This is a genomic window from Klebsiella sp. BIGb0132 (assembly GCF_024810075.1).
Lineage (GTDB): Bacteria > Pseudomonadota > Gammaproteobacteria > Enterobacterales > Enterobacteriaceae > Klebsiella > Klebsiella terrigena.
The window spans coordinates 890,390-916,896 of sequence record NZ_JANUDW010000001.1 but is presented as its reverse complement, the minus strand read 5'-3'; the positions used below and the strand labels follow the sequence as shown (position 1 = coordinate 916,896).

The 26,507-nt window shown below is 58.4% G+C and carries 22 protein-coding genes and 1 pseudogene; 10 read left to right on the top strand and 13 right to left on the bottom strand.

Annotation, left to right across the window (positions count from 1 at the left end; translation table 11 throughout):
- Positions 1 to 4: 4 nt before the first annotated feature.
- Both nagA and nagB read right to left on the bottom strand, forming a co-directional pair.
- Entirely contained in the window at positions 5 to 1,153 is a 1,149-nt protein-coding gene (nagA, locus tag M2416_RS04225; RefSeq protein WP_076944935.1) for an N-acetylglucosamine-6-phosphate deacetylase, read from the bottom strand.
- Between the two features lie 141 nt (positions 1,154 to 1,294).
- Entirely contained in the window at positions 1,295 to 2,095 is an 801-nt protein-coding gene (gene nagB, locus M2416_RS04220; RefSeq protein WP_259222283.1) for a glucosamine-6-phosphate deaminase, read from the bottom strand.
- 312 nt (positions 2,096 to 2,407) lie between these two features.
- On the opposite strand from nagB, the gene nagE reads away from it, so the two are divergent.
- From nagE to M2416_RS04195, 4 genes are all read left to right on the top strand, one after another.
- The gene (nagE, locus tag M2416_RS04215; protein WP_076944936.1) at positions 2,408 to 4,360 is read left to right on the top strand and encodes a PTS N-acetyl glucosamine transporter subunit IIABC; all 1,953 of its coding nucleotides are present in this window, start codon (positions 2,408 to 2,410) and stop codon (positions 4,358 to 4,360) included.
- A gap of 179 nt (positions 4,361 to 4,539) precedes the next feature.
- Complete coding sequence (gene glnS / locus M2416_RS04210) at positions 4,540 to 6,207, top strand: glutamine--tRNA ligase (RefSeq protein WP_259222281.1); 1,668 nt, start codon at positions 4,540 to 4,542, stop codon at positions 6,205 to 6,207.
- Between the two features lie 438 nt (positions 6,208 to 6,645).
- The gene (chiP, locus tag M2416_RS04200; protein WP_237372834.1) at positions 6,646 to 8,049 is read left to right on the top strand and encodes a chitoporin ChiP; all 1,404 of its coding nucleotides are present in this window, start codon (positions 6,646 to 6,648) and stop codon (positions 8,047 to 8,049) included.
- 47 nt (positions 8,050 to 8,096) lie between these two features.
- Positions 8,097 to 8,429, top strand: a complete 333-nt coding sequence (locus tag M2416_RS04195) for a ChiQ/YbfN family lipoprotein (RefSeq protein ID WP_259222276.1) — start codon at positions 8,097 to 8,099, stop codon at positions 8,427 to 8,429.
- A 79-nt stretch (positions 8,430 to 8,508) separates the two neighbouring features.
- Here the strand turns inward: M2416_RS04195 and fur are convergent, their stop codons facing one another.
- The 4 genes from fur to ybfF all read right to left on the bottom strand — a co-directional run bounded on the left by fur (position 8,509) and on the right by ybfF (position 11,135).
- A complete protein-coding gene (gene fur, locus M2416_RS04190; protein ID WP_045854481.1) occupies positions 8,509 to 8,961 on the bottom strand; it encodes a ferric iron uptake transcriptional regulator in 453 nt (150 codons plus the stop codon).
- A 292-nt stretch (positions 8,962 to 9,253) separates the two neighbouring features.
- A complete protein-coding gene (fldA, locus tag M2416_RS04185) occupies positions 9,254 to 9,784 on the bottom strand; it encodes a flavodoxin FldA (protein ID WP_148250773.1) in 531 nt (176 codons plus the stop codon).
- A gap of 150 nt (positions 9,785 to 9,934) precedes the next feature.
- Positions 9,935 to 10,228 carry a LexA regulated protein gene (ybfE, locus tag M2416_RS04180; RefSeq protein ID WP_041144611.1) on the bottom strand — a complete coding sequence of 98 codons (294 nt, stop codon included), beginning with the start codon at positions 10,226 to 10,228 and terminating at the stop codon, positions 9,935 to 9,937.
- Between the two features lie 133 nt (positions 10,229 to 10,361).
- Positions 10,362 to 11,135: an esterase gene (gene ybfF / locus M2416_RS04175; RefSeq protein WP_259222275.1), complete on the bottom strand. Its 774-nt coding sequence runs from the start codon at positions 11,133 to 11,135 to the stop codon at positions 10,362 to 10,364.
- A 183-nt stretch (positions 11,136 to 11,318) separates the two neighbouring features.
- Between ybfF and seqA the strand changes: the two genes are divergently transcribed.
- Positions 11,319 to 11,867: a replication initiation negative regulator SeqA gene (gene seqA / locus M2416_RS04170; RefSeq protein ID WP_076944944.1), complete on the top strand. Its 549-nt coding sequence runs from the start codon at positions 11,319 to 11,321 to the stop codon at positions 11,865 to 11,867.
- 33 nt (positions 11,868 to 11,900) lie between these two features.
- Positions 11,901 to 13,541, top strand: a complete 1,641-nt coding sequence (gene pgm / locus M2416_RS04165) for a phosphoglucomutase (alpha-D-glucose-1,6-bisphosphate-dependent) (RefSeq protein WP_041144614.1) — start codon at positions 11,901 to 11,903, stop codon at positions 13,539 to 13,541.
- 106 nt (positions 13,542 to 13,647) lie between these two features.
- Here pgm and kdpE read toward each other — a convergent pair whose 3' ends face one another.
- From kdpE to kdpF, 6 genes are read right to left on the bottom strand one after another with little or no spacing between them, the layout of a single operon-like run.
- On the bottom strand, positions 13,648 to 14,325 hold the full coding sequence (gene kdpE, locus M2416_RS04160; RefSeq protein ID WP_076944945.1) for a two-component system response regulator KdpE: 678 nt from the start codon (positions 14,323 to 14,325) through the stop codon (positions 13,648 to 13,650).
- A gap of 19 nt (positions 14,326 to 14,344) precedes the next feature.
- On the bottom strand, positions 14,345 to 17,041 hold the full coding sequence (kdpD, locus tag M2416_RS04155) for a two-component system sensor histidine kinase KdpD (RefSeq protein WP_259222269.1): 2,697 nt from the start codon (positions 17,039 to 17,041) through the stop codon (positions 14,345 to 14,347).
- Between the two features lie 2 nt (positions 17,042 to 17,043).
- Positions 17,044 to 17,619, bottom strand: a complete 576-nt coding sequence (kdpC, locus tag M2416_RS04150; RefSeq protein ID WP_115193310.1) for a potassium-transporting ATPase subunit KdpC — start codon at positions 17,617 to 17,619, stop codon at positions 17,044 to 17,046.
- A 10-nt stretch (positions 17,620 to 17,629) separates the two neighbouring features.
- Complete coding sequence (kdpB, locus tag M2416_RS04145) at positions 17,630 to 19,678, bottom strand: potassium-transporting ATPase subunit KdpB (RefSeq protein ID WP_259222267.1); 2,049 nt, start codon at positions 19,676 to 19,678, stop codon at positions 17,630 to 17,632.
- Between the two features lie 20 nt (positions 19,679 to 19,698).
- On the bottom strand, positions 19,699 to 21,378 hold the full coding sequence (kdpA, locus tag M2416_RS04140) for a potassium-transporting ATPase subunit KdpA (protein ID WP_259222264.1): 1,680 nt from the start codon (positions 21,376 to 21,378) through the stop codon (positions 19,699 to 19,701).
- The gene (gene kdpF / locus M2416_RS04135) at positions 21,378 to 21,467 is read right to left on the bottom strand and encodes a K(+)-transporting ATPase subunit F (protein ID WP_015584874.1); all 90 of its coding nucleotides are present in this window, start codon (positions 21,465 to 21,467) and stop codon (positions 21,378 to 21,380) included. Before kdpF ends, kdpA begins: the two co-directional genes overlap by 1 nt.
- A gap of 309 nt (positions 21,468 to 21,776) precedes the next feature.
- Here kdpF and M2416_RS04130 point away from each other — a divergent pair, with 309 nt between their 5' ends.
- From M2416_RS04130 to phrB, 3 genes and pseudogenes are all read left to right on the top strand, one after another.
- Positions 21,777 to 21,983: a DUF2517 family protein gene (locus M2416_RS04130; protein ID WP_076944951.1), complete on the top strand. Its 207-nt coding sequence runs from the start codon at positions 21,777 to 21,779 to the stop codon at positions 21,981 to 21,983.
- A 101-nt stretch (positions 21,984 to 22,084) separates the two neighbouring features.
- Positions 22,085 to 22,573 (top strand): annotated as a pseudogene (locus M2416_RS04125) (YbgA family protein); the annotation flags it as partial.
- A gap of 27 nt (positions 22,574 to 22,600) precedes the next feature.
- Positions 22,601 to 24,043 (top strand): deoxyribodipyrimidine photo-lyase, encoded by a 1,443-nt coding sequence (gene phrB, locus M2416_RS04120; protein ID WP_259222260.1) that lies wholly within the window; start codon positions 22,601 to 22,603, stop codon positions 24,041 to 24,043.
- Here the strand turns inward: phrB and dtpD are convergent.
- Positions 24,015 to 25,493, bottom strand: coding sequence for a dipeptide permease DtpD (gene dtpD, locus M2416_RS04115; protein WP_143717044.1), 1,479 nt, complete (start codon positions 25,491 to 25,493; stop codon positions 24,015 to 24,017). The genes phrB and dtpD overlap by 29 nt on opposite strands.
- 270 nt (positions 25,494 to 25,763) lie before the next feature.
- Here dtpD and M2416_RS04110 point away from each other — a divergent pair, with 270 nt between their 5' ends.
- The gene (locus tag M2416_RS04110) at positions 25,764 to 26,507 is read left to right on the top strand and encodes a type 2 GTP cyclohydrolase I (protein WP_076944954.1); all 744 of its coding nucleotides are present in this window, start codon (positions 25,764 to 25,766) and stop codon (positions 26,505 to 26,507) included.

Sequence of the window (26,507 nt, the reverse complement as noted above, 5' to 3'; positions counted from 1 at the left end):
TTACTTACTCAGTGACGACCTCGTTACCATTAACGATGGTCTTGATGATTTTATAGTCGCGGGTAAAGGCGGTCAGGTTAGCGACCATTCCCGGCGCGATGCTGCCGAGCTGCTTTTCCACGCCAATGGCACGCGCAGGGTAGAGGGTTGCCATACGCAACACTTCTTCCAGCGCGATACCGCAATGTTCAACGAGATTACGCACGCCTTCAATCATGGTCAGCGAAGAACCACTGAGGGTACCGTTTTCATCTACGCACAGTCCGTTACGGTAGTATATTGTTTTACCAGCAAAAATGAACTGCTCAATATTGGCACCCGCCGGCGCAGTGGCATCGGTCACGAGGCAAAGCTTGTCGCCCTTCAGGCGCTTCGCATTGCGTACGTTAGCATAATCAACGTGCATACCGTCGACGATAATACCGCAGTAAACGTCCGGCTCGTCAAAAATAGCGCCCGCCAGGCCCGGCTCGCGTCCGGTAATATACGGCATGGCGTTATAAAGATGGGTTGCGAAAGTGATGCCCGCGCGGAAACCGATTTTGGCTTCCTTGAGGGTGGCGTTGGAGTGCCCTGCGGAGACGATAATCCCGGCGTTGACCAGCTGGCGAATCACTTCTGGGCCGACGCGCTCCGGCGCAAGGGTCACCTTGGTGATGACATCGGCATTTTCGCACAGGAACTCCACCAGCGCGGCGTCCGGTTTACGCACGTAGTCCGGGTTGTGGGTCCCTTTTTTGACGATGTTCAGCCACGGACCTTCAAGATGCAGGCCCAGCGCCTGGTTAGGATACTTTTGCAGGTACTCGCGCATGACGCGCACGCCCTGTTTCATCAGATCGTCGCTGGAGGTAATAAGCGTTGGCAGGTAGCTGGTGCAGCCGGAGCGTTCGTTGGCCTTCTGCATAATTTCCAGCGTTTCGACGGTCACCGCATCCGGGCTGTCGTTAAACTGCACGCCGCCGCAGCCGTTCAGCTGGACGTCGATAAAACCGGGGGCGAGAACGGCGCCGTTGACCGAGCGTTGCTCAATCCCGGACGGTAAATCAGCCAGTGAACAGATCCGTTCGATAAGGCCATCAGCGATAACTATCGCATGGTCATCCAGAATTTCATGACCGGTATAGATCCGGCCTTGGGTTAATGCATACATACGACCCCCGGTTTACGCACGCTTTTCTTCAAGCCGGCCTGATGAGCAGACCGTTAACTGACCGTTTTGCTGCCGGCTGAATGATGGCGTGCATCAAAAAAAAGAAATGTCCCGCGGGGGTAGCCGCAGGACGGGACCAGATTACAGCCCTTTGACGTTTTCGGCTTCTAATTCGTTGAAGTATTTCAGCGTCTTCACTTTCAGTTCCATAGTGGACGGCTCGTCGCAAACCACCACGGCTTTCGGGTGCAGCTGCAGACAGGTGATGGTCCACATGTGGTTGACGTTGCCTTCTACCGCCGCCTGCAGCGCCAGCGCTTTCTGATGGCCCAGCACCAGAATCATCACCTCTTCGGCATCCAGCAGGGTGCCAACGCCCACGGTCAGCGCATATTTCGGCACCAGGTCAACGTCGCCGTCGAAGAAGCGGGAGTTTGCCACGCGGGTGTCATGGGTCAGAGTTTTAATGCGGGTACGGGAAGCCAGAGAAGAAGCCGGCTCGTTGAACGCGATGTGACCGTCGTTACCCACGCCGCCCATAAACAGGTTAATTTTGCCGTAGGAGCGGATTTTCTCTTCATAGCGGCGGCATTCTGCATCGATGTCTGGCGCATTACCGTTGAGCAGGTTAATGTTTTCTGCCTGAATATCAACGTGATCAAAGAAGTTGCGGTGCATAAAGCTATGATAGCTCTCCGGATGCTCCTTCGGCAGGCCAACGTACTCATCCATGTTGAAAGTGACAATGTGTTCGAAGCTAACCTGGCCCGCTTTGTGCATCTCAACCAGAGCTTTGTAGGCGGTAAGAGGTGTACCACCGGTAGGCAGACCCAGTACAAACGGACGGTCCGCAGTCGGTTTGAACGCATTGATGCGGTTAACGATGTGGCGAGCAGCCCATTTACCTACTTGTTCAGCTGTTACCAGGGGAATCAGTCTCATTCTTCACCTCTATAGTTAAATTAGAACCTGGCGGATTGGCGCCAGTACTCTATGAAGAGTATTGCAGTAACTACGCCGACCGGCTCAATCCGTGTTGATTTTTTGAATGATAAAATAAGTTTTCGTTGTTAGCCAGTCCAGGGGAGGGGTTAATACGATATTTGGTGATTATAGTCACAAAAAATACGCGTTTAATTTGCGATACGAATTAAATTTTCACACACTTTGCGGGTAAGTTAAAAAACTGACCTTTTTACACAATAAAAAAATGGCTTTGAGTGAGCCTCATCGGGGTCTCATAGGGGGAATAAGATGAATATTTTAGGTTTTTTTCAGCGGCTAGGTAGGGCGTTACAGCTCCCTATCGCCGTGCTGCCCGTCGCAGCGCTGCTGCTGCGATTCGGTCAACCCGATCTGCTTAACGTGCCGTTTATCGCGCAGGCAGGCGGGGCAATCTTTGATAACCTGGCGCTGATTTTTGCGATCGGCGTGGCGTCCAGTTGGTCTAAAGACAGCGCCGGCGCGGCGGCGCTGGCCGGTGCGGTAGGTTATTTCGTATTAACCAAAGCAATGGTCACCATCAACCCAGAAATTAACATGGGCGTGCTGGCGGGGATCATTACCGGTCTGGTTGCCGGTGCCGTCTATAACCGCTGGTCTGGCATCAAGCTGCCTGACTTCCTGAGCTTCTTCGGCGGGAAACGTTTTGTTCCTATCGCGACCGGCTTCTTCTGTCTGGTGCTGGCGGCCATCTTCGGCTACGTCTGGCCTCCGGTACAGCACGCTATTCACGCCGGCGGCGAGTGGATCGTGTCCGAGGGCGCGCTGGGTTCCGGTATCTTCGGTTTCATCAACCGTCTGCTGATCCCAACCGGCCTGCATCAGGTGCTGAACACCATTGCCTGGTTCCAGATCGGTGAGTTCACCAACGCCGCAGGCGCGGTGTTCCACGGCGACATCAACCGCTTCTACGCCGGTGACGGCACCGCGGGGATGTTCATGTCCGGCTTCTTCCCGATCATGATGTTTGGTCTGCCGGGTGCGGCGCTGGCGATGTACTTCGCTGCGCCGAAAGAGCGTCGTCCGATGGTTGGCGGTATGCTGCTGTCCGTGGCTATCACCGCGTTCCTGACCGGTGTGACCGAGCCGCTGGAATTCCTGTTCATGTTCCTGGCTCCGCTGCTGTACCTCCTGCACGCTGTCCTGACCGGCATCAGCCTGTTTGTGGCCACGTCGCTGGGTATCCATGCGGGCTTCTCCTTCTCCGCAGGGGCCATTGACTACGTTCTGATGTACAGCCTGCCGGCAGCCAGCAAAAACGTCTGGATGCTGCTGGTCATGGGCGTGGTGTTCTTCTTCATCTACTTCCTGCTGTTCACCGCGGTAATCCGCATGTTCAACCTGAAAACGCCGGGTCGTGAAGATAAAACTGATGACGTGGTGACTTCTGAAGCCAACAGCAACACCGAAGAGGGTTTGACCCAGCTGGCTACGCAGTACATTGCGGCCGTCGGCGGGACTGACAACCTGAAAGCGATTGATGCCTGTATTACCCGTCTGCGTCTGACCGTTGCGGATTCCGCGCGCGTTAACGATGCGGCCTGTAAACGCCTTGGCGCTTCCGGCGTGGTTAAGCTGAACAAACAAACCATCCAGGTTATCGTCGGTGCGAAAGCAGAGTCGGTCGGTGATGAGATGAAAAAAGTGGTTGCGCGCGGCCCGGTAGCGGCCACCGCCGCTGCAACCGACAGCGCGCCTGTCGCCGCTGCGGCTGCAAAACCGCAGGCCGTGGCTAACGCCAAAACCATCGCCGCGCTGGTTTCGCCGATTACCGGTGATATCGTGGCGCTGGAGCAGGTTCCGGACGAAGCGTTCGCCAGCAAAGCCGTCGGTGACGGCGTGGCGGTGAAACCGACCGATAAGATAGTGGTCTCCCCGGCTGCGGGTACCATCGTTAAGATCTTCAATACCAACCACGCGTTCTGTCTGGAAACGGAAAACGGCGCGGAAATCGTTGTCCATATGGGCATTGATACCGTCGCGCTGAACGGCCAGGGCTTCAAGCGCCTGGTCGAAGAGGGCGCGGAAGTGAAGGCAGGCCAGCCGATTCTGGAAATGGATCTGGACTTCCTCAACGCGAACGCCCGCTCGATGATTAGCCCGGTAGTCTGCAGCAACAGCGACGATTACAGCGCGCTGGTGATTCAGGCGAGCGGTAAAGTTGTCGCCGGCCAGACGCCACTGTATGAGATTAAAGGCAAGTAGGGCTCCTGAGTAGAGTTTATGCCTGTGCGGCGGGGGGAAACCTCCGCCGCTTTTTTTTGCAGCAAATGACCCCCATAATCTCCTTCAGTTACGTATTTTCAGTAACTAATAGTTGTCTCCACGTCCTGCTTGTAAGATCATGTCCCGTTATACGTTGTTTACGCTTTGAGGAACCCACGATGAGTGAGGCAGAAGCCCGCCCAACTAACTTTATTCGTCAGATCATCGATGAAGATCTGGCTACTGGTAAGCACACCACCGTTCATACGCGCTTCCCGCCGGAGCCGAACGGTTATCTGCACATTGGCCACGCGAAATCAATTTGCCTGAACTTCGGCATTGCTCAGGATTATCAAGGCCAATGCAACCTGCGCTTCGATGACACCAACCCGGTGAAAGAAGATATCGAATACGTTGAGTCGATTAAAAACGACGTGCAGTGGTTAGGTTTCCACTGGTCCGGGAAAGTTTGCTACTCGTCTGATTATTTCGATCAGCTGCACAGCTACGCCGTTGAGCTGATCAATAAAGGTCTGGCCTACGTCGACGAGCTGTCGGCGGAAGAGATCCGCGAATACCGCGGCTCGCTGAAAGCGCCGGGCAAAAACAGCCCGTACCGCGATCGCAGCGTAGAAGAGAACCTGGCGCTGTTTGAAAAAATGCGCGCCGGTGGTTTTGCGGAAGGCAAAGCCTGCCTGCGTGCGAAAATCGATATGGCCTCGCCGTTTATCGTCATGCGCGATCCGGTGCTGTACCGCATTAAGTTCGCCGATCACCATCAGACCGGCAGCAAGTGGTGCATCTACCCGATGTATGACTTTACCCACTGCATCAGCGATGCGCTGGAAGGTATTACGCACTCTCTGTGTACCCTGGAGTTCCAGGATAACCGTCGCCTGTACGATTGGGTGCTGGATAACATCAGCATCCCGGTTCACCCGCGCCAGTACGAATTCTCGCGCCTGAATCTCGAATATACCGTGATGTCCAAGCGCAAGCTCAACCTGCTGGTCACCGATAAGCACGTTGAGGGCTGGGACGATCCGCGTATGCCGACGATTTCCGGCCTGCGTCGCCGCGGCTATACCGCCGAATCGATTCGCGAATTCTGTAAGCGCATCGGCGTGACCAAACAGGACAACACCATTGAAATGGCGTCGCTGGAATCCTGCATTCGTGAAGACCTCAACGAAAACGCCCCGCGCGCGATGGCCGTTATCGATCCGGTAAAACTGGTTATCGAAAACTATCCGCAGGGCGGCAGTGAAAATGTGACCATGCCGAATCATCCGAGCAAGCCGGAAATGGGCAGCCGCGACGTGCCGTTCAGCGGTGAAATCTGGATCGATCGCGCGGACTTCCGTGAGGAAGCCAACAAGCAGTACAAGCGTCTGGTGCTGGGCAAAGAGGTTCGCCTGCGCAACGCCTACGTGATCAAAGCCGAGCGCGTAGAGAAGGATGCAGAGGGCAATATCACCACCATCTTCTGCACCTATGATGCCGATACGCTGAGCAAAGATCCCGCTGACGGCCGCAAGGTCAAGGGCGTTATCCATTGGGTGAGCGTGGCGCACGCGCTGCCGGTAGAAATTCGCCTGTACGACCGTCTGTTCAGCGTGCCGAATCCGGGCGCCGAAGAGGACTTCCTTGCCGTAATGAACCCTGAATCGCTGGTTATCAAGCACGGCTTTGCCGAGCCGAGCCTGGCGCAGGCGCAGGCCGGTAAGGCGCTGCAGTTCGAGCGCGAAGGCTACTTCTGCCTCGACAGCCGCTATGCTACCGCTGACCGTCTGGTGTTCAACCGCACCGTTGGCCTGCGCGATACCTGGGCGAAGATCGGCGCATAAGCCCGCGTCCCCGCCTCGTTAGCAAAAACGCCGCCTCCCGCGGCGTTTTTTATTTCCGTCTTCCGCGGCCGAATCTGGTTATTTTCGCGATGCGAATTAATCTTGTTTACAACCTGTAATATATCCCGCCTGGCCGCTCGGCGATTATCGCGTAAAAAACTGCTGTAAGCGTTTTCATTTCCCGTTTTATCCTGATTTTGCAAACACTTCCGTACTAAATCTACGAAATTTAACGCTGTAACAAAAAGACATAGAATATGTGCGCTTTGTCATAATCTTAAGCTTTGATCGGCGAAAGAGATTGATAATTCGCGTCACGAAAAATAGTCTATCCATAGTGGATTTGCGGACTTTTCCGCACCGCTTTTTAGCAGTCTTATTTATTTTTCGCGGCTTGCCCTTGGCTCCGCGTTTTAAAACGTCAAAGAGGATATGCACATGCGTACGTTTAGTGGCAAACGTAGTACGCTGGCGCTGGCTATTGCCGCCGTCACCGCGATGTCGAGCTGGATCGTTGTTCCGCAGGCCAGCGCAGCAGGTTTTATTGATGATTCCACATTAACCGGCGGTATCTATTACTGGCAGCGTGAGCGCGACCGTAAAGACGTCACCGACGGCGATAAATACAAAACCAACCTTTCGCATTCAACCTGGAACGCCAACCTGGACTTCCAGTCCGGCTATGCCGCCGATATGTTTGGTATCGACGTGGCGGCCTTTACCGCCATTGAAATGGCGGAAAGCAGCGAAAGCGGCCACCCGAACGAAATTGCCTTCTCCTCCAGAAATAAAGCCTACGACGAAGATTACTCCGGCGATAAGAGCGGGATCAGCCTCTATAAAGCGGCGGCAAAATTTAAGTATGGCCCGGCGTGGGCGCGCGCTGGCTACATTCAGCCAACCGGGCAAACGCTGCTGGCTCCGCACTGGAGCTTTATGCCGGGCACTTATCAAGGTGCTGAAGCCGGAGCCAACTTTGATTACGGTGATTCCGGCGCGCTGAGTTTCTCCTATATGTGGACGAACGAATACAAAGCGCCGTGGCACATTGAGATGGATGATTTCTACCAGAACGATAAGAAGACGAAAGTCGATTATCTGCACTCTCTGGGCGCCAAATATGATTTTAAAAACGACCTCGTGCTGGAGGCCGCGTTTGGCCAGGCCCAGGGGTATATCGACCAGTATTTTGCCAAGGCCAGCTATAAATTTGACGTTGCCGGTACCCCGTTAAACACCAGCTATCAGTTCTACGGCACCCGCGATAAGGTCAGCAACGGCGGCGCCAACGATATTTACGACGGCACCGCCTGGCTGCAGGCGCTGACCTTTGGCTACAAGGTTGCCGACGTGCTGGACCTGCGTCTGGAAGGTACCTGGGTTAAGGCCGAAGGCCAGCAGGGTTACTTCCTGCAGCGCATGACTCCAACCTACGCCTCCTCTAACGGCCGCCTGGACGTGTGGTGGGATAACCGCTCCGACTTTAACGCCAACGGCGAAAAGGCCGTGTTCTTCGGCGCGATGTACGACATGAAAAACTGGAATATGCCGGGCTGGGCGTTTGGTGCATCTTACGTTTACGCATGGGATGCGAAACCGGGCAAAATGGCGACGCCTGACGCGTACTACAACGCGGACAAACGTCTGGAAGAGTCGGCCTACAGCCTCGACGCCATGTATACCGTACAGGACGGCCGGGCAAAAGGAACGCTGTTCAAACTCCACTTCACTCAGTACGACAACCACTCCGACATTCCAAGCTGGAGCGGCGGTTACGGCAACATCTTCCAGGATGAGCGTGACGTGAAGTTTATGGTTATTGCCCCGTTCACTATTTTCTGATGCCGCAGCGGCGGGCGTAAGCCTGCCGCCAGCCTGTGAGGTTGATTATGAAAAAGCTATTGCTCATCGCCATCATGGCATCGGGTCTGGTGGCCTGTGCGCAGTCACCGGCGCCAAAAGAAGACACTAAGTTGAAGGATGCCTACAGCGCCTGCATCAATACGGCAGAAGGGAATCCGGATAAAGTTCAGGCCTGCCAGAGCGTGCTGAACGTTCTCAAAGAGGATAAGCAGCACCAGCAGTTCGCCACTCAGGAAAGCGTGCGGGTGCTGGATTATCAGCAGTGTATCCTGGCAACCCGCACCGGGAACGATCAGGCGGTCAAAGCCCGCTGCGACCAGATCTGGAAAGAGATCCGCAGCAATAATACCCAGCCCTGATCCTCCGCGTACTGCCTTATTACGGGCATAAAAAAAGCCAACCTTCGGGTTGGCTTTTTGCTGCTTACGCTGTGGGAAACTACTTTTCCACCGCGTCGTGCGCGTGTTCATTTTCGCGGCAGTCGCCTTCAGCACAGTGACCGTACAGATACAGGCTGTGGTTGGTCAGGCGGATACCGTGACGGTGGGCAATTTCACGCTGACGCGCTTCGATGGAGTCATCGCTGAATTCGATCACTTTGCCACAATCGAGGCAAATCAGGTGATCGTGATGATGCTGCTGCGTCAGTTCGAAAACGGATTTACCGCCTTCAAAATTATGGCGGGTAACAATGCCGGCATCATCAAACTGGTTCAGTACGCGATAAACGGTAGCCAGACCGATCTCTTCCCCCATGTCGATCAGGCGTTTGTATAAATCTTCCGCGCTGACGTGATGGTTATCCGGCCCCTGCAGCACTTCCAGAATTTTTAATCGTGGAAGTGTGACTTTCAGGCCAGCCTTCTTCAATGCGGTATTGTTGTCAGTCATGCGGAATCTGTCCTGTTGCTAAACGATCTACTTCCATTAGCGGAAGTAATACAGAGAATCACCCGATGTAACGCGTCTCATTATAGAACTGCCATGATGAAATGAAAACCGCAAGCATCGAGCCTTGTATGCTGTCAAAAACGAGGCACAGGCTACAAACTGTGTCACGTCTCCTCGTTAAATCAGAGGACATTGTACAGATATGTGATTAAAAGTTAAAAACTTGTAGCTATTAGTTTTATTGCTTTTACCTATTAATACGACGATACCCGAAGGTATCGCCGCTTAACCATCAGGCGTTTTTGATTTCTTCGAGATGCAGTTCTTCAGAAATCTGCTTAACCCATTTCTCAACGCGCTCGTTGGTCAGCTCAGGCTGACGGTCTTCATCGATAGCGAGACCGACGAAATGGTCGTCATCGGCGAGACCTTTAGAGGCTTCGAAATGGTAGCCCGCCGTTGGCCAGTGGCCGACGATGGTTGCACCGCGCGGTTCGATGATGTCGCGAATGGTTCCCAGCGCATCACAGAAGTATTCAGCATAATCTTCCTGGTCACCGCAGCCAAACAGGGCGACCAGCTTACCGTTGAAGTCGACCTCTTCCAGCGTCGGGAAGAAATCATCCCAGTCACACTGCGCTTCACCGTAGTACCAGGTTGGGATGCCCAGCAGCAGAATGTCATGACCCTGCAGGTCTTCTTTGCTGCTTTTGGCAATGTCGTGAACATCAGCAACGTCTTTACCGAGCTGCTTTTGGATCATTTTTGCAATATTTTCGGTGTTGCCGGTGTCGCTGCCAAAAAAGATGCCGATGATTGCCATGAGTAAAATAACCTCTTGAAACTTAATGATGTGGTAGTGGCGTAATGCCCGCAGATAACGGCAATCATAGCAGAACAGGGAAGGGCGCGGAAACAGCAATCACACCCGACTGCACACTCTGCTACATGAAAGTGTTGTTTTTGAGGTTTCTCAGACTTTACCCTGGCTATGCAGGGCTGCCAGCTGGTTCATCAACATCTCTTCAATCAGATCGCTACGGTTCATATTGCGGGCATCAGCTAGCTCATTGAGCGCATCAACCGCTTCAGCGTTGAGCTTGAGCTCCACGCGCTTTAAGCCGCGAACTTTGTCGCGTTTAAGCTGGTTGCGTTTATTGATGCGCAGCTGCTCGTCGCGCGAAAGCGGATTGGTCTTTGGTCTACCCGGGCGACGCTCGGTTGCGAACAAATCTAATGTCGTACGGTCCGTTTGTTCTTTTGCCATGATTCAGAGTGACTTCGGGGAAACGAGTTGTCGGGCCATTGCCGACACAGATAGCGCGCCATAATACATCAGGCGAACCGCTGCGCCAACGACCGCGGGCATTCTGCGGCGCGGTCGGGCAGTTTTTAGCCAGTTATGCCGCTAAAGAGGAGAGATATCGGCGAATTGCGCGCAGTACCGCCTCCGGTTTCTCCGCATGGACCCAATGGCCCGCACCGGCAATCACGTGCGCGCGGGCCTGCGGGAACTGCGCCAGCAGCGCGTCGCGATACTCATCGGACACGTAGGGAGAGTTGCCGCCCGGGATAAACAGGACCGGATGCGGCCAGGCGGGAACCGACTGCCAGCCAACGATATGGCTATATTGATCCCACAGGACCGGTACGTTAAACCGCCACTGGCCGTCAACGAAGGACTTCAGCAGGAACTGAATCACGCCCTCTTCCTGCAGGTGCTCGCGCATGACCGCCGCCGCCTGCTGGCGGGTTGCGGCGCTGGCGGCGGTCACGGCGTTGATGGCGGCAAAGATTTCGTCGTGGCGGCGGACGTGATAATCCACCGGCGCGATATCGATAGCCACCAGGCCGTCGATGCGTTCCGGCGCGAGGGCGCTAAGCGCCATCACCGCTTTACCGCCCATTGAGTGGCCGATAAAGGTCGCTTTTTCCAGCTGCAGGTCGTCAAGGGTGTCGAGCAGATCCTGAGCCATCGCGGCGTAGGTCATCTGCGGATCGCGCGGGGAAAGACCGTGATTGCGCATATCGACCTGCAGGATATCGTAGTCGGCGACCAGGTCGCGTGCGAGGATACCCAGGTTATCAAGGCTGCCAAACAGGCCGTGAACCAGGACGACAGGGGAATTATTGTGCGGATTTTGTGCAGATTGCGCGCGGCTATTTAATTTCATGGCAAAGTTCTTTTTTTCGCTCCGTCGGGTTAGGGTATTATGTTGGACATTCTGCCATCCGGCTGCAAGACCCAGAGCTATCTGAGTTTTACCGCCATCCTGGTTTGACGCTATCCGCGGTTAGGATTTGTCCTTATAATCCTGACAACTTGTATTCAGAATAAGATATCGCACTGGATTAAGATGAAAACAATTGAAGTTGATGATGATCTCTATCGCTATATTGCCAGCCACACCCAGCATATTGGTGAGAGTGCATCCGACATTTTACGGCGCATGCTGAAATTTTCCGCCGCTTCCCAGACTGCCACCGCCGTTGCAAAAGCCGCGCCGGCGCCGGCTCCGACCGCCGTTGTTGAGGCCAGGCCCGTTAACCCGGTGAAGGATAAAGTCCGCGCCGTGCGCGAACTGCTGTTATCTGATGAATACGCCGAGCAAAAGCGCGCGGTAAACCGTTTTATGCTGGTGCTGACGACGCTCTACTCGCTGGACAGCAAAGCGTTTGCTGCGGCCACCGAGTCTCTGCACGGGCGTACGCGAACCTATTTCGCTGAAGATGCACGCATCCTGTTGAAAAGCGGCAATCAGACCAAGCCTAAGCAGGTCCCCGGCACGCCGTGGTGGGTGATCACCAATACCAATACTGGCCGTAAATGCAGCATGATTGAACATATCATGCAGTCAATGCAATTCCCTGCGGAGTTGATTGAGAAGGTTTGCGGCACGATCTAGCTTTATTCACCTTTGCATCAGAAGGATCAGGCAATGGCAATCGATAAGCGTGCGGGGCAGCCTGCACAACAGAGTGATTTGATTAACGTCGCCCAGCTGACTGCCCAGTACTACGTACTGAAGCCGGAAGCAGGCAACGCGGAGCATGCGGTGAAGTTCGGGACCTCTGGCCATCGCGGCAGCGCAGGTCGCCATAACTTCAACGAGCAGCATATTCTGGCGATTGCTCAGGCGATTGCGGAAGATCGCGCGAAGAACGGCATTACCGGTCCATGCTACGTCGGTAAGGATACCCACGCGCTCTCCGAGCCGGCCTTTATTTCCGTACTGGAAGTACTGGCGGCTAACGGTGTTGATGTGATCGTGCAGGAAAACAACGGCTTCACCCCGACGCCGGCGATTTCCAACGCCATTCTGGTGCACAACAAAAAGGGTGGTCCGCTGGCGGATGGCATCGTCATTACGCCGTCGCATAACCCGCCGGAAGATGGCGGTATCAAGTACAACCCGCCGAACGGCGGTCCGGCTGATACCAACGTCACCAAGGTGGTGGAGAACCGGGCTAACGAACTGCTGGCTTCCGGCCTGCAGGGCGTGAAGCGCATCTCCCTCGATGCCGCTCTGGCCTCCGGCCACGTGAAAGAGCAGGATCTGGTTCAGCCGTTTATTGAAGGTCTGGCGGATATTGTCGATATGGCGGCGATTCAAAAAGCGGGCCTTAAGCTTGGCGTCGATCCGCTGGGCGGCTCCGGGATTGAATACTGGAAGCGCATCGCCGAGTACTACAAGCTGAATCTGACCATCGTTAACGATCATGTCGATCAAACCTTCCGCTTTATGCACCTGGATAAAGACGGCGCTATCCGCATGGACTGCTCGTCCGAGTGCGCGATGGCCGGCCTGCTGGCGCTGCGCGACAAGTTTGATCTGGCCTTCGCCAACGATCCGGATTACGACCGTCACGGCATCGTAACCCCGGCCGGGCTGATGAACCCGAACCACTATCTGGCGGTGGCGATTAACTATCTGTTCCAGCACCGTCCGCAGTGGGGCAAAGAGGTTGCCGTCGGCAAAACGCTGGTCTCTTCGGCGATGATCGACCGCGTGGTCGGCGATCTTGGCCGTAAGCTGGTGGAAGTGCCGGTGGGCTTTAAGTGGTTCGTTGACGGCCTGTTTGACGGCAGCTTTGGCTTCGGCGGTGAAGAGAGCGCGGGCGCTTCGTTCCTGCGTTTTGACGGCACGCCGTGGTCTACAGATAAAGACGGGATCATCATGTGCCTGCTGGCCGCGGAAATCACCGCTGTCACCGGTAAAAACCCGCAGCAGCACTATGATGAGCTGGCCGCACGCTTCGGTGCGCCGAGCTATAACCGCCTGCAGGCATCGGCAACCTCCGCGCAAAAAGCGGCGCTGTCGAAGCTGTCGCCGGAGATGGTCAGCGCAAGCACGCTGGCGGGCGATCCGATCACCGCTCGCCTGACCGCCGCGCCGGGTAACGGTGCGTCGATCGGCGGTCTGAAGGTGATGACCGACAACGGCTGGTTTGCCGCCCGTCCGTCAGGCACGGAAGATGCCTACAAGATCTACTGCGAAAGTTTCCTCGGCGAAGAACATCGCAAGCAGATTGAGAAAGAGGCGGTAGAAATTGTCAGCGAAGTGCTGAAAAACGCCTGATAGCCTGGTGAACCCTCTCCCGATAGCGCGACGCTAGCCGGGAAGAGGGGATGCTCCCGCTCGGGCCCGACGCTTTCGCCGCGGCCCGACGCTCTTCCAACCGAACCTAAGGCATAAAGCGATAGCCAATGCCGGTCTCGGTCAGCAGATGCTGCGGTCGCGCAGGATCAACCTCCAGCTTTTGCCGCAGATGCCCCATATAAATTCGCAGATAGTGGCTGTGCTCCACCGCATTCGGCCCCCAGACGTGATTCAGTAGATGGCGCTGGGTCAGCACCTTGCCGGCATTATTCAGCAGCGCAGCCAGCAGGCGGAACTCAATCGGGGTCAGATGAATCTCCTCCTCGCCGCGCAGGATCCGCCGCGCCGGGATATCAACCTGAATAGTGGAAAAGCGGACGATGGGCTCATCGGCCTGGGCTCCGGCGTGACGGCGCAGCGCGACCCGCAGCCGCGCCTGCAGCTCGCCAATGCCAAACGGCTTGCTCAGGTAGTCATCTGCGCCGGCATCGAGGGCGGTAATTTTATCCTGCTCTTCCGTGCGCGCCGACAGCACGATAATCGGCATCTGGCTCCACTGGCGCACTTCGCGAATAAAATCGCTGCCGTCGCCATCGGGCAGGCCAAGATCAAGGATCGTCAGGTCAGGCTTGCGGGTTGCGGCTTCGAGAAGACCGCGCTGCAGCGTTTCGGCTTCAAATACGCGCATGCCGTCGGCTTCCAGCGCGGTGCGCAGAAAGCGACGAATAGCATGTTCATCTTCAATAATAAGAACGTTGATCACGGTTCCTCGGCTAGTGCTTTCAGTCAGTTCGCGCGTCGCCGCACCACTCATCCAGCTCCGGCGGCGCCTCTCGCGGCAGTGTAACACGGAAGCAGGCGCCGCCCTCAGGGCGCGTTTGCGCGCCGATGGTGCCGCCGTGGACTTCGACGATCGCCTGGCAGATCGCCAGCCCCAGCCCTACGCCTGGGATGGCTGACTCTTTATGACCGCGGGCGAACTTATCAAAGATAGCCTGTTCCTGGCCCTGGGGGATCCCCGGACCGTTATCCCACACGTCGAGCTGCAGCTGGCGATCGTCGGCCTGCGCCGTAATGCCGATTTGCGCCTGCGGTCCGGCGTACTTCAGCGCATTCTCCAGCAGATTGATCAGCACCCGCTCAAACAGCGGCCCGTCTACGTGAACCAGCAGCAGCGGGTCGGGCAGCGCCAGATGAATATGCTGGCCGCCGAGACCCGGCTCCAGCATCCGCAGCGCGCTGCCAACCACCTCTTCGAGAGTGAGCCACTCTTTGTGTAAATTAAAGCCGCCGGACTGGATCCGCGCCATATCCAGCAGATTATTCACCAGCCGGGTGGTGTTGAGCACGTGCTGGCGAATTTCATTGGCCTGCGGCGCGTGTTTAGACCCTTCGCTCGCCAGGTCGAGGGTCAGTATTTCCGCCTGACCGAAGAGGATCGTCAGCGGGGTGCGTAAATCATGCGACAGCGCCGCCAGCAGGGAGTTACGCAGGCTCTCGCGCTCGCTGTTGAGCCGGGCCTGCTCTTCGCTGGCGGTGAGCGTCAGTCGCTCGAGGGCGCTGGCCACCAGCAGGGTAAAGGTCTCCAGCAGCCGCTGCTGCTCGGGGATCATCAGCTGGCGCAGGTTATCCGGCTCAACCACCAGCAGCCCCCAGCTGCGGGCGGCGCTTTTCAGCGGCAGGATCTGGTAGGGAACGCCGGGCAGCGTATCGGTGCCCGCACCGGCGGGCTGGCCTTTATCGAAGCTCCAGCGCGCAATCGCATCATCCCACGAGGTGAGCCCCGGCTGCTGAGTCAGCGGGCGCAGAGCGCCGCTCTCGTCGGGCAGCAGAAGCTGGCCCCTGGCCTGGAAAGTCGAGGCGATAAAGCGTTCGCTGGTCAGCGCGATATCTTCCCGGCTGCGTCCGACCGCCAGCGCTTTTGACATCTCATACAGATGACGGGTGCGCTGCTCGCGATAGCGGGCGACGCGGGCCTGGTAGCGCACGCCGGCGGTGAGGTTACCGATTACCAGGCCAACGGTGAGCATCACTCCGAAGGTCAGGAGATACTGGACGTCGGAAACCGCCAGCGTCCCGCGCGGGGCGATAAAGAACAGATCGAAGCTGACGACGTTGATAACCGTCGCCAGCACCGACGGCCAGCGGCCGTACAGCAGGGCGATAACCACCACCCCGAGCAGGTAGATCATCACCAGGTTGGCGGCCTCAAAGGCCACCAGCCACTGCATGGCGACGAGGGTAATCACCGCGCAGATGGCCACCGCGACGCAGCAGCCCTGCAGCTGCAGCCGCCACTTATCCATCGTGCTGCGGCTATCGCCGGCGCGGGCGGGCAGGGGGGCGCTCTTTTCATCAAGGGCAATCACCACCAGATCGAGATCCGGCGCGTGGCGGGCCAGACGGTCGGCAAAACCCTGCCGATCCCACCAGCGGCGCTGGCGCTGACGGCCAATAACAATTTTTCCGAGGTTATGCTCCCGGGCGTAGTGCAAAACCGCCTTCTCTTCCGAAGGATCGGACAAGGTGGCGGTCTCCGCGCCCAGCTCCTGGGCGAGCCTGAGCGCCGCGAGGATCGCCCGCCGTTTGGCTTCCGGCAGGCGATGCAGAGACGGAGTTTCAACGTAGACCGCGTGCCAGATGCTGCCGAGCCTGGCGGCGAGGCGGGCGGCGGCGCGTACCAGCTTCTCGCTGCCGGTATTGTGGCCGATGCACAGCAGGATAGCGTCGCGGGTGTGCCAGACTTTCTCCTGACCCTGACGGTCGCGCCAGGCGCGCATCTGCTCATCGACCCGGTCAGCGGTGCGGCGCAGCGCCAGCTCGCGCAGGGCAATCAGGTTGCCTTTGCGAAAGAAGTTCTCGATGGCGCGTTCGGCCTGGCCGCCGATATACACTTTCCCTTCATTAAGACGCTGGCGAAGATCGTCGGGTGGGAGGTCCACCAGCACCACGTCATCGGCGGCATCAAAGAACGGGTCGGGGACGGTTTCGCGGACCTGCACGCCGGTGATGCCGCTCACCACGTCGTTCAGGCTTTCCAGATGCTGGACGTTAACGGTGGTAAAGACGTCGATGCCGGCTTCAAGCAGCTCTTCAACGTCCTGCCAGCGCTTAGGGTGGCGTGAGCCGGGGGCGTTGCTGTGCGCCAGCTCATCGACCAGAATCAGCGCCGGGCGGCGGGCCAGGGCGGCGTCGAGATCGAATTCGTGAACGTAGCGCCCGCGGTGGGAGAAACGGCGCGGGGGGAGGGTGCTTAGCCCCTCCAGCATCGCCGCCGTCTCTTTGCGCCCGTGGGTTTCCGCCACGCCAATCAGAATATCGAGCCCCTGGGCGCGAAGCCGCTGCGCCTCGGCCAGCATCGCCCAGGTTTTACCAACGCCCGCGCAGGCGCCAAAGAATACCTTTAGCTTGCCGCGATGCGGATCGGCGGCGTGTTGCAGCAGACGGTCAGGGTCCGGGCGCAGCGGCTCGTCACTCATTTTTAGTTATCCTTCAGGGCATCCAGCGCCATATTCAGCTGCAGTATATTTACCACAGGTTGGCCGAGAAAACTGGCCAGCGGTTTTTGCGTCGCCTCATTCACCAGCCGGGTGACCTGCTCGGCGCTCAGCTGGCGGGCTTTGGCGATGCGTGGAACCTGCCACAGCGCGGCCGCCGGCGTCAGGCCATTATCCAGCCCGCTTGCCGAGGTGGTGACCAGCTCCACCGGCACCCGTGGGCTGGCGTCGGGGTTGGCGCGCCGCAGCGCCTCTACGCGTTCGCCAATGGCTTTATCCAGCGCCGGGTTGCTGGCGGCGAGGTTGCTCCCGCCGGACGCCAGCGGACTATCCGCCGTCTGGGTGACGGCTGAAGGCCGCCCCTGGAAATAGCCTGCGGCGGTAAAGTTTTGCCCAATCAGGCTGGAGCCGCGCACCTCGCCATCAATGCGGATCAGCGAACCGTTCGCCTGCTGGGGGAACCACCACTGCCCGAGGGCGGTGGTCAGCAGCGGATAGAGCCCGCCGGTGAGCAGCGTTAACAGAATAAATAGCACAACGGCCGGACGAATGAATGACATGGTATTTTCCTCACACCAACCCGGTCAGGGTCAGCAGCAGATCGATGATTTTGATGCCGACAAACGGCACCAGCAGCCCGCCAAGACCGTAGACCCACAGGTTACGGCGCAGCATGGCCGATGCTGACAGCGGGCGATAGCTCACGCCCTTCAGCGCCAGCGGGATCAGGAAGACGATAATCAGCGCGTTAAAGATAACCGCGCTGAGGATCGCCGATGACGGCGAGTGCAGGCGCATCACGTTGAGCATGGCGAGCTGCGGGTAAACGGCGGCAAAGGCGGCCGGTATAATGGCAAAGTATTTCGCCACGTCGTTGGCGATACTGAAGGTGGTTAACGAACCCCGGGTCATCAGCATCTGTTTACCGATATGCACCACCTCGATTAATTTGGTCGGGTTGGAGTCGAGGTCGACCATATTTCCGGCCTCTTTTGCCGCCTGGGTGCCGGAGTTCATCGCCACCGCGACGTCGGCCTGGGCCAGCGCCGGGGCATCGTTGGTGCCGTCGCCGGTCATCGCCACCAGCCGACCCTCTGACTGGTACTGGCGAATCAGCGCCAGCTTGGCTTCCGGCGTCGCTTCGGCGAGAAAATCATCGACCCCCGCTTCGGCGGCAATCGCCGCCGCGGTCAGGCGGTTATCGCCGGTGATCATCACCGTTTTGATGCCCATCTTGCGCAGCTGGGCAAAGCGCTCCTTGATCCCGCCCTTGACGATATCTTTCAGCGAGATAACCCCCAGCACGCGCTCGCCTTCGGCCACCACCAGCGGCGTGGCGCCCAGGCGGGCAACCTCTTCCACCTGCTTATCGACGTCCGCCGGGAAGTGGCCACCGTTGGCCTCGACGTGGCGACGAATGGCATCGACCGAACCTTTGCGGATCATGCGCTGGTCGATGTTGATGCCGCTCATCCGCGTCTGGGCGGTGAAGGGTACGAAGGTCGCCTGCAGCGACTGCAGGTCGCGTTCGCGGAGGTTAAAGCGCTGTTTCGCCAGCACCACGATGCTGCGGCCTTCGGGGGTCTCATCGGCCAGGGAGGAGAGCTGCGCCGCGTCGGCGAGGGTTCGCTCCTCCACGCCGCGGGCCGGCAGGAAGGCCGAGGCCTGACGATTGCCGAGGGTAATGGTGCCGGTTTTATCCAGCAGCAGGACGTCAACGTCGCCGGCGGCTTCAACCGCGCGCCCGCTGGTGGCGATGACGTTCGCGCCCAGCATGCGGCTCATCCCGGCGACGCCGATGGCCGACAGCAGGCCGCCGATGGTGGTGGGGATCAGGCATACCAGCAGCGCCACCAGTACCGTTACGCTGACCGCGCTGCCGCTCCACGCGGAGAAGGGCCAGATAGTGGCGGTGGCCAGCAGGAACACCAGCGTCAGGGCGATGAGCAGGATCGTCAGCGCGATCTCGTTCGGCGTTTTGCGCCGCTGGGCGCCTTCCACCATCGCGATCATCCGGTCAAGGAAGGTTTCGCCGGGGTTAACGCTGCAGCGGATCACCAGCCAGTCGGAGAGAATGCGCGTCCCGCCGGTGACCGACGCGAAGTCGCCGCCGGATTCGCGGATCACCGGCGCCGATTCCCCGGTGATGGCGCTCTCATCCACCGACGCGCCGCCTTCGATCACTTCGCCATCGCAGGGAATGATATCCCCGGCTTCCACCAGCACCACGTCGCCTTTGCGCAGGTCCTCGGCCGGAATATGGTCGATCTGGGCGTCGTGCTGCGGGGCGCGCAGCTTACGGGCGAATGAGGTCTTTTTCACGCCTTTCAGGCTGTTGGCCTGGGCCTTACTGCGCCCCTCGGCCATCGCTTCGGCAAAGTTGGCGAACAGCACGGTAAACCACAGCCAGACGCTCACGGCGGCGGTAAAACCGGCGCTGCCGGCGATATGTCCGCTGGTCATGCCGACGGCGAGCAGGGTGGTGACCAGGCTGCCGATCCAGACAATGAACATCACCGGGTTACGCCACTGCACCGCAGGGTTGAGCTTTTTCACCGCGTCCAGCAGCGCCTGGCGCACCAGCGTCGGCTCCAGCAGGGCTAATTGTTTGCGACTCATAACAGGTTGCTCCGCATCGCTTAAAGTAAGGAGAAGTGTTCCGCCAGCGGGCCGAGTGCCAGCGCGGGGATAAAGGTCAGGGCGCCAACCAGCAGCACGGTACCGATCAGCAGGCCGATAAACAGCACGTCATGGGTGGCGAGCGTGCCGGTGCTGGCGGGCTGAATTTTTTTGCCGACCAGCGAACCAGCAATCGCCATCACCGGAATGATGACCGCGAAACGACCGACCAGCATGCAGAACGCCAGCAGCAGGTTCCAGAACGGGGTGGCCGCGCTCAGGCCGGCGAAGGCGCTGCCGTTGTTATTGGCCGCCGAGGTGACGGCGTACAGCACTTCGCTAAAGCCGTGCGGGCCGGGGTTAAACATCGCCGCCCGTCCGGCATCGGTCATCATCGCCAGCGCGGTACCGAGCAGAACCAGGGTCGGGGTGACGAGGATCGCCAGGGCGATCATTTTCATCTCGCGCACGTCTATCTTTTTCCCCAGATATTCCGGCGTCCGGCCGATCATCAGTCCGGCGATAAATACCGCCAGCATGACGAACAGCAGCATGCCGTACAGGCCCGATCCGACGCCGCCGAAGACCACTTCACCGATCTGCATCAGCCACATCGGCACCATGCCGCCCAGAGCGGTAAAGGAGTCATGCATGGCGTTCACCGCGCCGCAGGAGGCGGCGGTGGTCACCACCGCAAACAGGCTGCTGGCTAAAATGCCAAAGCGGCTCTCTTTACCCTCCATATTGACGCTGCTATCGGCGCCAAGCGTCAACAGATGCGGGTTGCCGTGGGTTTCCGCCCACATCACTACCGCCGCGCAGACGATGAAGATAAGCGTCATGGCCCACAAAATTGCCCGGCCCTGACGGCGATCGCCCACCGCTTCACCGAAGGCAAAGCACAGCGCCGCCGGGATCAGAAAGATCGCCAGCATCTGCACCATATTGCTTAGCGCCGTCGGGTTTTCGAACGGGTGCGCCGAGTTGGCGTTAAAGAAGCCGCCGCCGTTGGTCCCCAGCATTTTAATCGCCTCCTGCGACGCCACCGGCCCCATCGGCAGCGACTGGCGCACGCCTTCCAGGGAGGTGAACGCCTGGTACGGCAGCAGATTTTGCGGTACCCCCTGCTGAATAAAGAACAGGGCGATCAGCAGCGAGATCGGCAGCAGCAGCCAGAGCGTGATGCGGGTGAGGTCGACCCAGGCGTTGCCGAGGGTGCTCACCTGCTGGCGTGACCAGGCGCGGGAGAAGGCGAAGATCACCGCAATGCCGGTTGCCGCCGAAAGGAAGTTCTGCACCGCCAGGCCCACCATTTGGCTGAGATAGCTCATGGTGGTTTCACCGGCGTAGGCCTGCCAGTTGGTGTTGCTGACAAAGCTCACCGCCGTGTTCAGCGCCAGGTCCCAGGAGAGGCCGGGCAGATGCTGAGGGTTAAGCGGCAGCGATCCCTGCAGCATCAGCAGCGTAAACAGCGCCGCCAGCCCGAGGGCGTTAAACAGCAGAATGGCAAACAGATACTGATACCAGTTCATCTCCTGCGAACGAATACCTGCGACGCGCCAGATCCCGCGCTCTATCCCGGCGAGGCCGGGCAGCGGGGTATCGGCGATCATTCTGGCAAGCACCGTTCCCAGCGGACGGGCCAGAACCATCAGCAGCAGAATAAAACTGGCGATAAGTAAAAATCCTTGAGCGGCCATCAGAATGCCTCCGCGTTGATCAGGGCATAAACCAAATAAGCCAGCAACAGGAACACCAGCGCCACGCCAGCGATTACGCCTGCACTCACAATCCACCTCCGGGTGTATTTACGATTTACCCGCAGGATAGGAATTACGGCGCAAAGATTTTGCAAAAATCGACGGGGGCGGTGTAAAAAAAGTATAAAAATGCAAAAGACCATTATTTAACTAATGGTTAGTATTAATTTAACTTTTATGTAACTCAGTTACCGGATGAATGTAAATAAAGGCTAAATAGGCCGCTTTTAGTGGTCGGATGAGTAGTAAAATTACAACCAAAGCGCTATTATTTTGCACAGAGAAACATTGAAACTTTACCGGCGTTGATTGCCGGCCTGACATAAGGGAGAGAAATTATGGCGTTATACAAAACCTATCCTGCTCACGTAGTCTTCTTACGTCGTGCTTTCGCCGTCGTGGCCGGCGTTGCGGCACTTCCGCTGATGCTGTTCTGGAAAGACAGAGCCCGCTACTACAGCTGGCTGCACCGCGTATGGGCTAAGACCAGCGAACAGCCGGTATGGATGGCGCAGGCCGAAAAGGCCGCCGCTGATTTTTACTGATAGCCAGCCTGTCGACTGATAAAGCAACCGCCGGAAAACCGGCGGTTTTTTTTCGCCCGTAGTGGCTTACACTGAGAGCTCTTAACGATAAAGGAGCCGTCATGAGCGATAACTGGCTAGAGGACGATGAGCAAACCCGTCTTTACACCCTGCGCGAGCTGGATAATTTGCGCCGAGACGGGCTGACCCGCGGCCGGCTAATGGATTTTCACAGCCGTTATAAGCTGTTACTGCTGGCCCATTCACAGCCTGAATACCGCCAGATCGGTCCCTTCGTGGCGGAGATCGCCCGCTGGCCGTCGCTGGAGGAATTTTTTGTGGCCTACCGCGAGCGGCTGGTGAAGCTGCTGGCCCATCCCTCCACCCGCGCCAACCACACCAACGTGCTGATGCACGTTCAGGGCTATTTCCGCGAACATTTGACCGCGCAGCAGAAGCAGGAGCTGACCTCGCTGATTGACCAGTATCGCCGCGGCGAGCAGCCGCTGCTTGCGCCGGTGAGCCTCCTCCAACACTATATGAGCGAATTTCCCGATCCCTGGCTCGCCGGCCAGCGCTATTTCAATCCCTGGCCCGAGGCGCAGGACTAACGAGACGCTATTAAGAGCAGGAGTTTTATGGCCACCCATCTGGTCTGGTTTCGCGCGGATCTGCGCATTCACGATAATCTGGCGCTGGCTGCGGCCTGCCGCGATCCCGACGCCAGGGTTCTGGCGCTGTTTATCGCCACGCCCGAACAGTGGCGTCAGCACGCGATGGCGCCGCGTCAGGCGGCGTTTATCGTCAGCCATCTGCGCAGCCTGCAGGCCGCGCTGGCCGAGCGCGGTATCGCCCTGCAGGTGGCGCAGGCGACAGATTTCTCCGCCAGCGTCGCCCTGCTGGCCCGCTTCTGCGAGGAGCAGCAGGTCAGCCATCTGTTTTACAACTATCAGTATGAAATTAACGAGCGCCAGCGCGACGCGGCGGCGGAGAAAACGCTGAGCCGCGTGGTGTGTCAGGGGTTTGACGACAGCCTGCTGCTGCCGCCCGGCAGCGTGCTGACCGGCAGTCGTGAAATGTATAAGGTGTTCACGCCCTTCAAAAATGCCTTTGTTCGCCGCCTGCGCGAGACGCTGCCGGAGTGCGTGGCGGCGCCGAAGGTGCGTAAAAGCGGGCCGCTGACGCCCGCCGCCCTGCCGGAGATTGACTACCCCCAGACGGCGTTCGATCCGCTGCTGTTTGCCGCCGACGAAAAAGCGGCCATCGCCGGCCTGCGCGCTTTTTGCCAGCATAAGGCCGCCGATTATGACCAGCAGCGCGACTTCCCGGCGCTGGAGGGCACCAGCCGGCTTTCGCCGTGCCTGGCTACGGGCGTACTCTCGCCGCGCCAGTGCCTGCATCGTCTGCTGGTGGAGCTGCCCGGCGCGCTGGACGGCGAGGGCGGGTCGGTGTGGCTCAACGAGCTTATCTGGCGCGAGTTCTACCGCCACCTGATGGTTTACTATCCGGGGCTGTGCAAGGGGCGACCGTTTATCGCCTGGACCGACCGGGTGGCGTGGCGCGACGATGCGCCGGGGCTGCAGGCGTGGCAGGAGGGGCGCACCGGCTTTCCGATTGTCGATGCCGCGATGCGTCAGCTCAACGCAACGGGCTGGATGCACAACCGCCTGCGGATGATTGTTGCCAGCTTTCTGGTTAAAGATCTGCGCGTCGACTGGCGTGCCGGCGAGCGCTATTTCATCAGCCAGCTGATCGACGGCGATTTAGCCGCCAATAACGGCGGCTGGCAATGGGCGGCGTCTACCGGGACCGATGCGGCGCCCTATTTCCGCATCTTCAACCCCACGACTCAGGGCGAGAAGTTTGATAAAGCGGGACGGTTTATTCGCCAATGGCTGCCGGAGCTGGCAGCGGTGCCGGAAAAGGCCCAGCACCAGCCGTGGCTCTGGGCCGATAAGCAGGGCGTAACCCTGGCGTACCCGCGCCCACTGGTCGATCACAAGCAGGCGCGGCTGGAGACGCTGGCAGCCTGGGAAGCCGCCAGCAAAGGCGCTACTCCAGCGCCAGGCGGCGGGTCCTGACCCGCAGGGAGTGATAGAGCCAGATTGCCAGCACCAGGCCGACGCAGGCCAGCGAGCCCCAGGTAATCTGGCTAAATACGTCGATGTAGGCCTCAATCGCGTAGTGCGCCGCCCCGGCTGAATCGAACGAAGCCTGCGACGTCTGGTCGGCGATAACCCCCGCCAGATAGTTGGCGATGGCGCCGGAGAGCAGCATATAGATGCCGGTCAGCACGCCGGTGACGCCGGGTATTTCAATCCGCGTAATCTGCGACATCGCCACCGGATCGATAAACAGTTCGGCAAAGCCCATCACCGCCAGCCCCAGCACCATCAGCGGCATTGAGGAGTGGCCGTAGGTTGCCGACCAGCGGGCGCTCAGGGTCAGGATACAAAAGCCGGCGCTCATCAGGCCAAGGCCGAGCGCAAATTTGCCCCAGATGCGCACGGTGCGGTTGCCGCTGATATTCTCTTTGACCAGCCACGCCAGCACCATTCCGCAGAGCATCACCGCAAAGGCGTTCACCGACTGGAACATTGCGGTCGGGACTTCGTAGCTCATCACGTGGCGGTTAACGAAGCGGTCGATGTAGAGGCTAATGGAGCTGCCGCCCTGCTGGGCAAAGGCCCAGAACAGCAGGCTGAAGCCGGTCAGGATAATAATCAGCCGCAGATCCCGGCGCTGTTTGGCGGTATCCGCCCGCAGATAGATCCTTGTCAGCACCGCGAGGCCAATGACGGTGGCGACAATCAGCGCATAGAGCGACCACTCCTGCCAGAACAGCACCGTAATCAGCAGCGGCGTAGCCACCAGCAGCACCAGCAGCCAGCCCCAGTTCGGCAGCAGAAAGTGGCGGGCGCGCAGCGCCTCGCGATTGACGCCGGAGGTGTGGCGGAAATGACGGCTGCCGCAGAGGAAAATCACCAGCCCGGCGATCATGCCGATGGCCGCCAGCGCGAAGCCCATTGCCCAGCTGTACTCTTCCTGCACGTATCCGCAGGCGATAGGCGCGATAATCGAGCCGATATTGCCCGCGGCGTACATCAGCGAGAAGCCGCCGTCGCGACGCGGATCGGTCGGTTCGTATAGCTCACCGAGCAGGCAGCTGACGTTGGACTTAAACAGCCCGTAGCCGCAAACGATAATGGCCAGCGACAGGTAGAGGAAGGTGGGGGCGATTTCGCTGGCACCGAGCACCAGGTGGCCAATGGCCATCAGCAGCGCGCCGATCATCACCGCCATGCGGTTGCCTAACAGCTTATCGGCCAGAAAGCCGCCGAGGATCGGCGTAACGTAAACCAGGGAACAGTAGGCGCTGAAGAGGGCGTAGGCGTGGTTATCATCATACTTAAGCTGATTGGTGAGGTACAAAATCAGCAGCGCCCGCATACCGTAAAAACTGAAATATTCCCAGATTTGCAGCGCGACGACGTAGTAGATGGCGCGCGGCTGCGATGATTGTGTGTTCATGTAACGCTCAGTTCCTGCCGTAAAACGAAAGTCGATCTTCCTGCATGAACAGCGCTTTAGTAGTGAAATTCATGGTCTAAAAGGCTTTCTGCTTATTTAATATGCTGTAATAGTGCATAAATATACACGAATGCGCGAAGTGGTGGGTAGACAAATTGCGGCTTTAAGCTAAAAGTCAAAATAGAGCGCGTCGCGCGCGTGCTATCGACGGTCAGCGAGGTTATCGTTATGTTATCTTCGCAGATAACCTGACGACCTGATGGAGCGGCAATGAAAAATAGCGAACTGGAACAACTCATTAACGAAAAGCTCAATAGCGCGGCCTTTAGCGACTATGCGCCGAACGGCCTGCAGGTGGAAGGACGCGAGACGGTGCAACGAATTGTCACCGGCGTGACCGCCAGCCAGGCGCTGCTGGATGAGGCCGTCCGCCTGCAGGCGGACGCGGTGATTGTCCATCACGGCTATTTCTGGAAGGGAGAGGCGCCGGCGATTCGCGGTATAAAACGCCAGCGCCTGAAAACCCTATTGGCCAACGATATCAACCTCTACGGCTGGCACCTGCCGCTGGATGCTCACCCTGAACTGGGCAATAACGCGCAGCTGGCCCAGCTGCTGGGTATTACTATCAAGGGCGAAATTGAACCCCTGGTGCCGTGGGGCGAACTGTCGATGCCGGTCTCCGGCCTCGAGCTGGCCTCGTGGGTTGAAGCGCGTCTGGGCCGCAAACCGCTGTGGTGCGGCGATACCGGGCCGGAAAAAGTCTCCCGGGTGGCGTGGTGCACCGGCGGCGGCCAGGGCTTTATCGACAGCGCGGCGCGCTTTGGCGTCGATGCTTTTATTACCGGCGAAGTGTCGGAGCAAACCATTCACTCGGCGCGCGAGCAGTCGCTGCATTTTTATGCCGCCGGGCACCATGCCACCGAGCGAGGCGGCATTCGCGCCCTCAGCGAATGGCTGACGGAAAATACCGATCTGGACGTCACGTTTATTGATATCCCCAACCCGGCCTAA

What these genes read in the sequence shown, in the direction of transcription:
- glnS (WP_259222281.1), top strand. Translation starts at nt 4,540, where the DNA reads ATGAGTGAGGCAGAAGCCCGCCCAACTAACTTTATTCGTCAGATCATC.
- nagA (WP_076944935.1), bottom strand. Translation starts at nt 1,153, where the DNA reads ATGTATGCATTAACCCAAGGCCGGATCTATACCGGTCATGAAATTCTG.
- M2416_RS04130 (WP_076944951.1), top strand. Translation starts at nt 21,777, where the DNA reads ATGGCGTTATACAAAACCTATCCTGCTCACGTAGTCTTCTTACGTCGT.
- seqA (WP_076944944.1), top strand. Translation starts at nt 11,319, where the DNA reads ATGAAAACAATTGAAGTTGATGATGATCTCTATCGCTATATTGCCAGC.
- chiP (WP_237372834.1), top strand. Translation starts at nt 6,646, where the DNA reads ATGCGTACGTTTAGTGGCAAACGTAGTACGCTGGCGCTGGCTATTGCC.
- kdpC (WP_115193310.1), bottom strand. Translation starts at nt 17,619, where the DNA reads ATGTCATTCATTCGTCCGGCCGTTGTGCTATTTATTCTGTTAACGCTG.
- kdpA (WP_259222264.1), bottom strand. Translation starts at nt 21,378, where the DNA reads ATGGCCGCTCAAGGATTTTTACTTATCGCCAGTTTTATTCTGCTGCTG.
- ybfF (WP_259222275.1), bottom strand. Translation starts at nt 11,135, where the DNA reads ATGAAATTAAATAGCCGCGCGCAATCTGCACAAAATCCGCACAATAAT.
- phrB (WP_259222260.1), top strand. Translation starts at nt 22,601, where the DNA reads ATGGCCACCCATCTGGTCTGGTTTCGCGCGGATCTGCGCATTCACGAT.
- kdpD (WP_259222269.1), bottom strand. Translation starts at nt 17,041, where the DNA reads ATGAGTGACGAGCCGCTGCGCCCGGACCCTGACCGTCTGCTGCAACAC.
- M2416_RS04110 (WP_076944954.1), top strand. Translation starts at nt 25,764, where the DNA reads ATGAAAAATAGCGAACTGGAACAACTCATTAACGAAAAGCTCAATAGC.
- kdpB (WP_259222267.1), bottom strand. Translation starts at nt 19,678, where the DNA reads ATGAGTCGCAAACAATTAGCCCTGCTGGAGCCGACGCTGGTGCGCCAG.
- dtpD (WP_143717044.1), bottom strand. Translation starts at nt 25,493, where the DNA reads ATGAACACACAATCATCGCAGCCGCGCGCCATCTACTACGTCGTCGCG.
- nagB (WP_259222283.1), bottom strand. Translation starts at nt 2,095, where the DNA reads ATGAGACTGATTCCCCTGGTAACAGCTGAACAAGTAGGTAAATGGGCT.
- fur (WP_045854481.1), bottom strand. Translation starts at nt 8,961, where the DNA reads ATGACTGACAACAATACCGCATTGAAGAAGGCTGGCCTGAAAGTCACA.
- pgm (WP_041144614.1), top strand. Translation starts at nt 11,901, where the DNA reads ATGGCAATCGATAAGCGTGCGGGGCAGCCTGCACAACAGAGTGATTTG.
- M2416_RS04195 (WP_259222276.1), top strand. Translation starts at nt 8,097, where the DNA reads ATGAAAAAGCTATTGCTCATCGCCATCATGGCATCGGGTCTGGTGGCC.
- fldA (WP_148250773.1), bottom strand. Translation starts at nt 9,784, where the DNA reads ATGGCAATCATCGGCATCTTTTTTGGCAGCGACACCGGCAACACCGAA.
- ybfE (WP_041144611.1), bottom strand. Translation starts at nt 10,228, where the DNA reads ATGGCAAAAGAACAAACGGACCGTACGACATTAGATTTGTTCGCAACC.
- nagE (WP_076944936.1), top strand. Translation starts at nt 2,408, where the DNA reads ATGAATATTTTAGGTTTTTTTCAGCGGCTAGGTAGGGCGTTACAGCTC.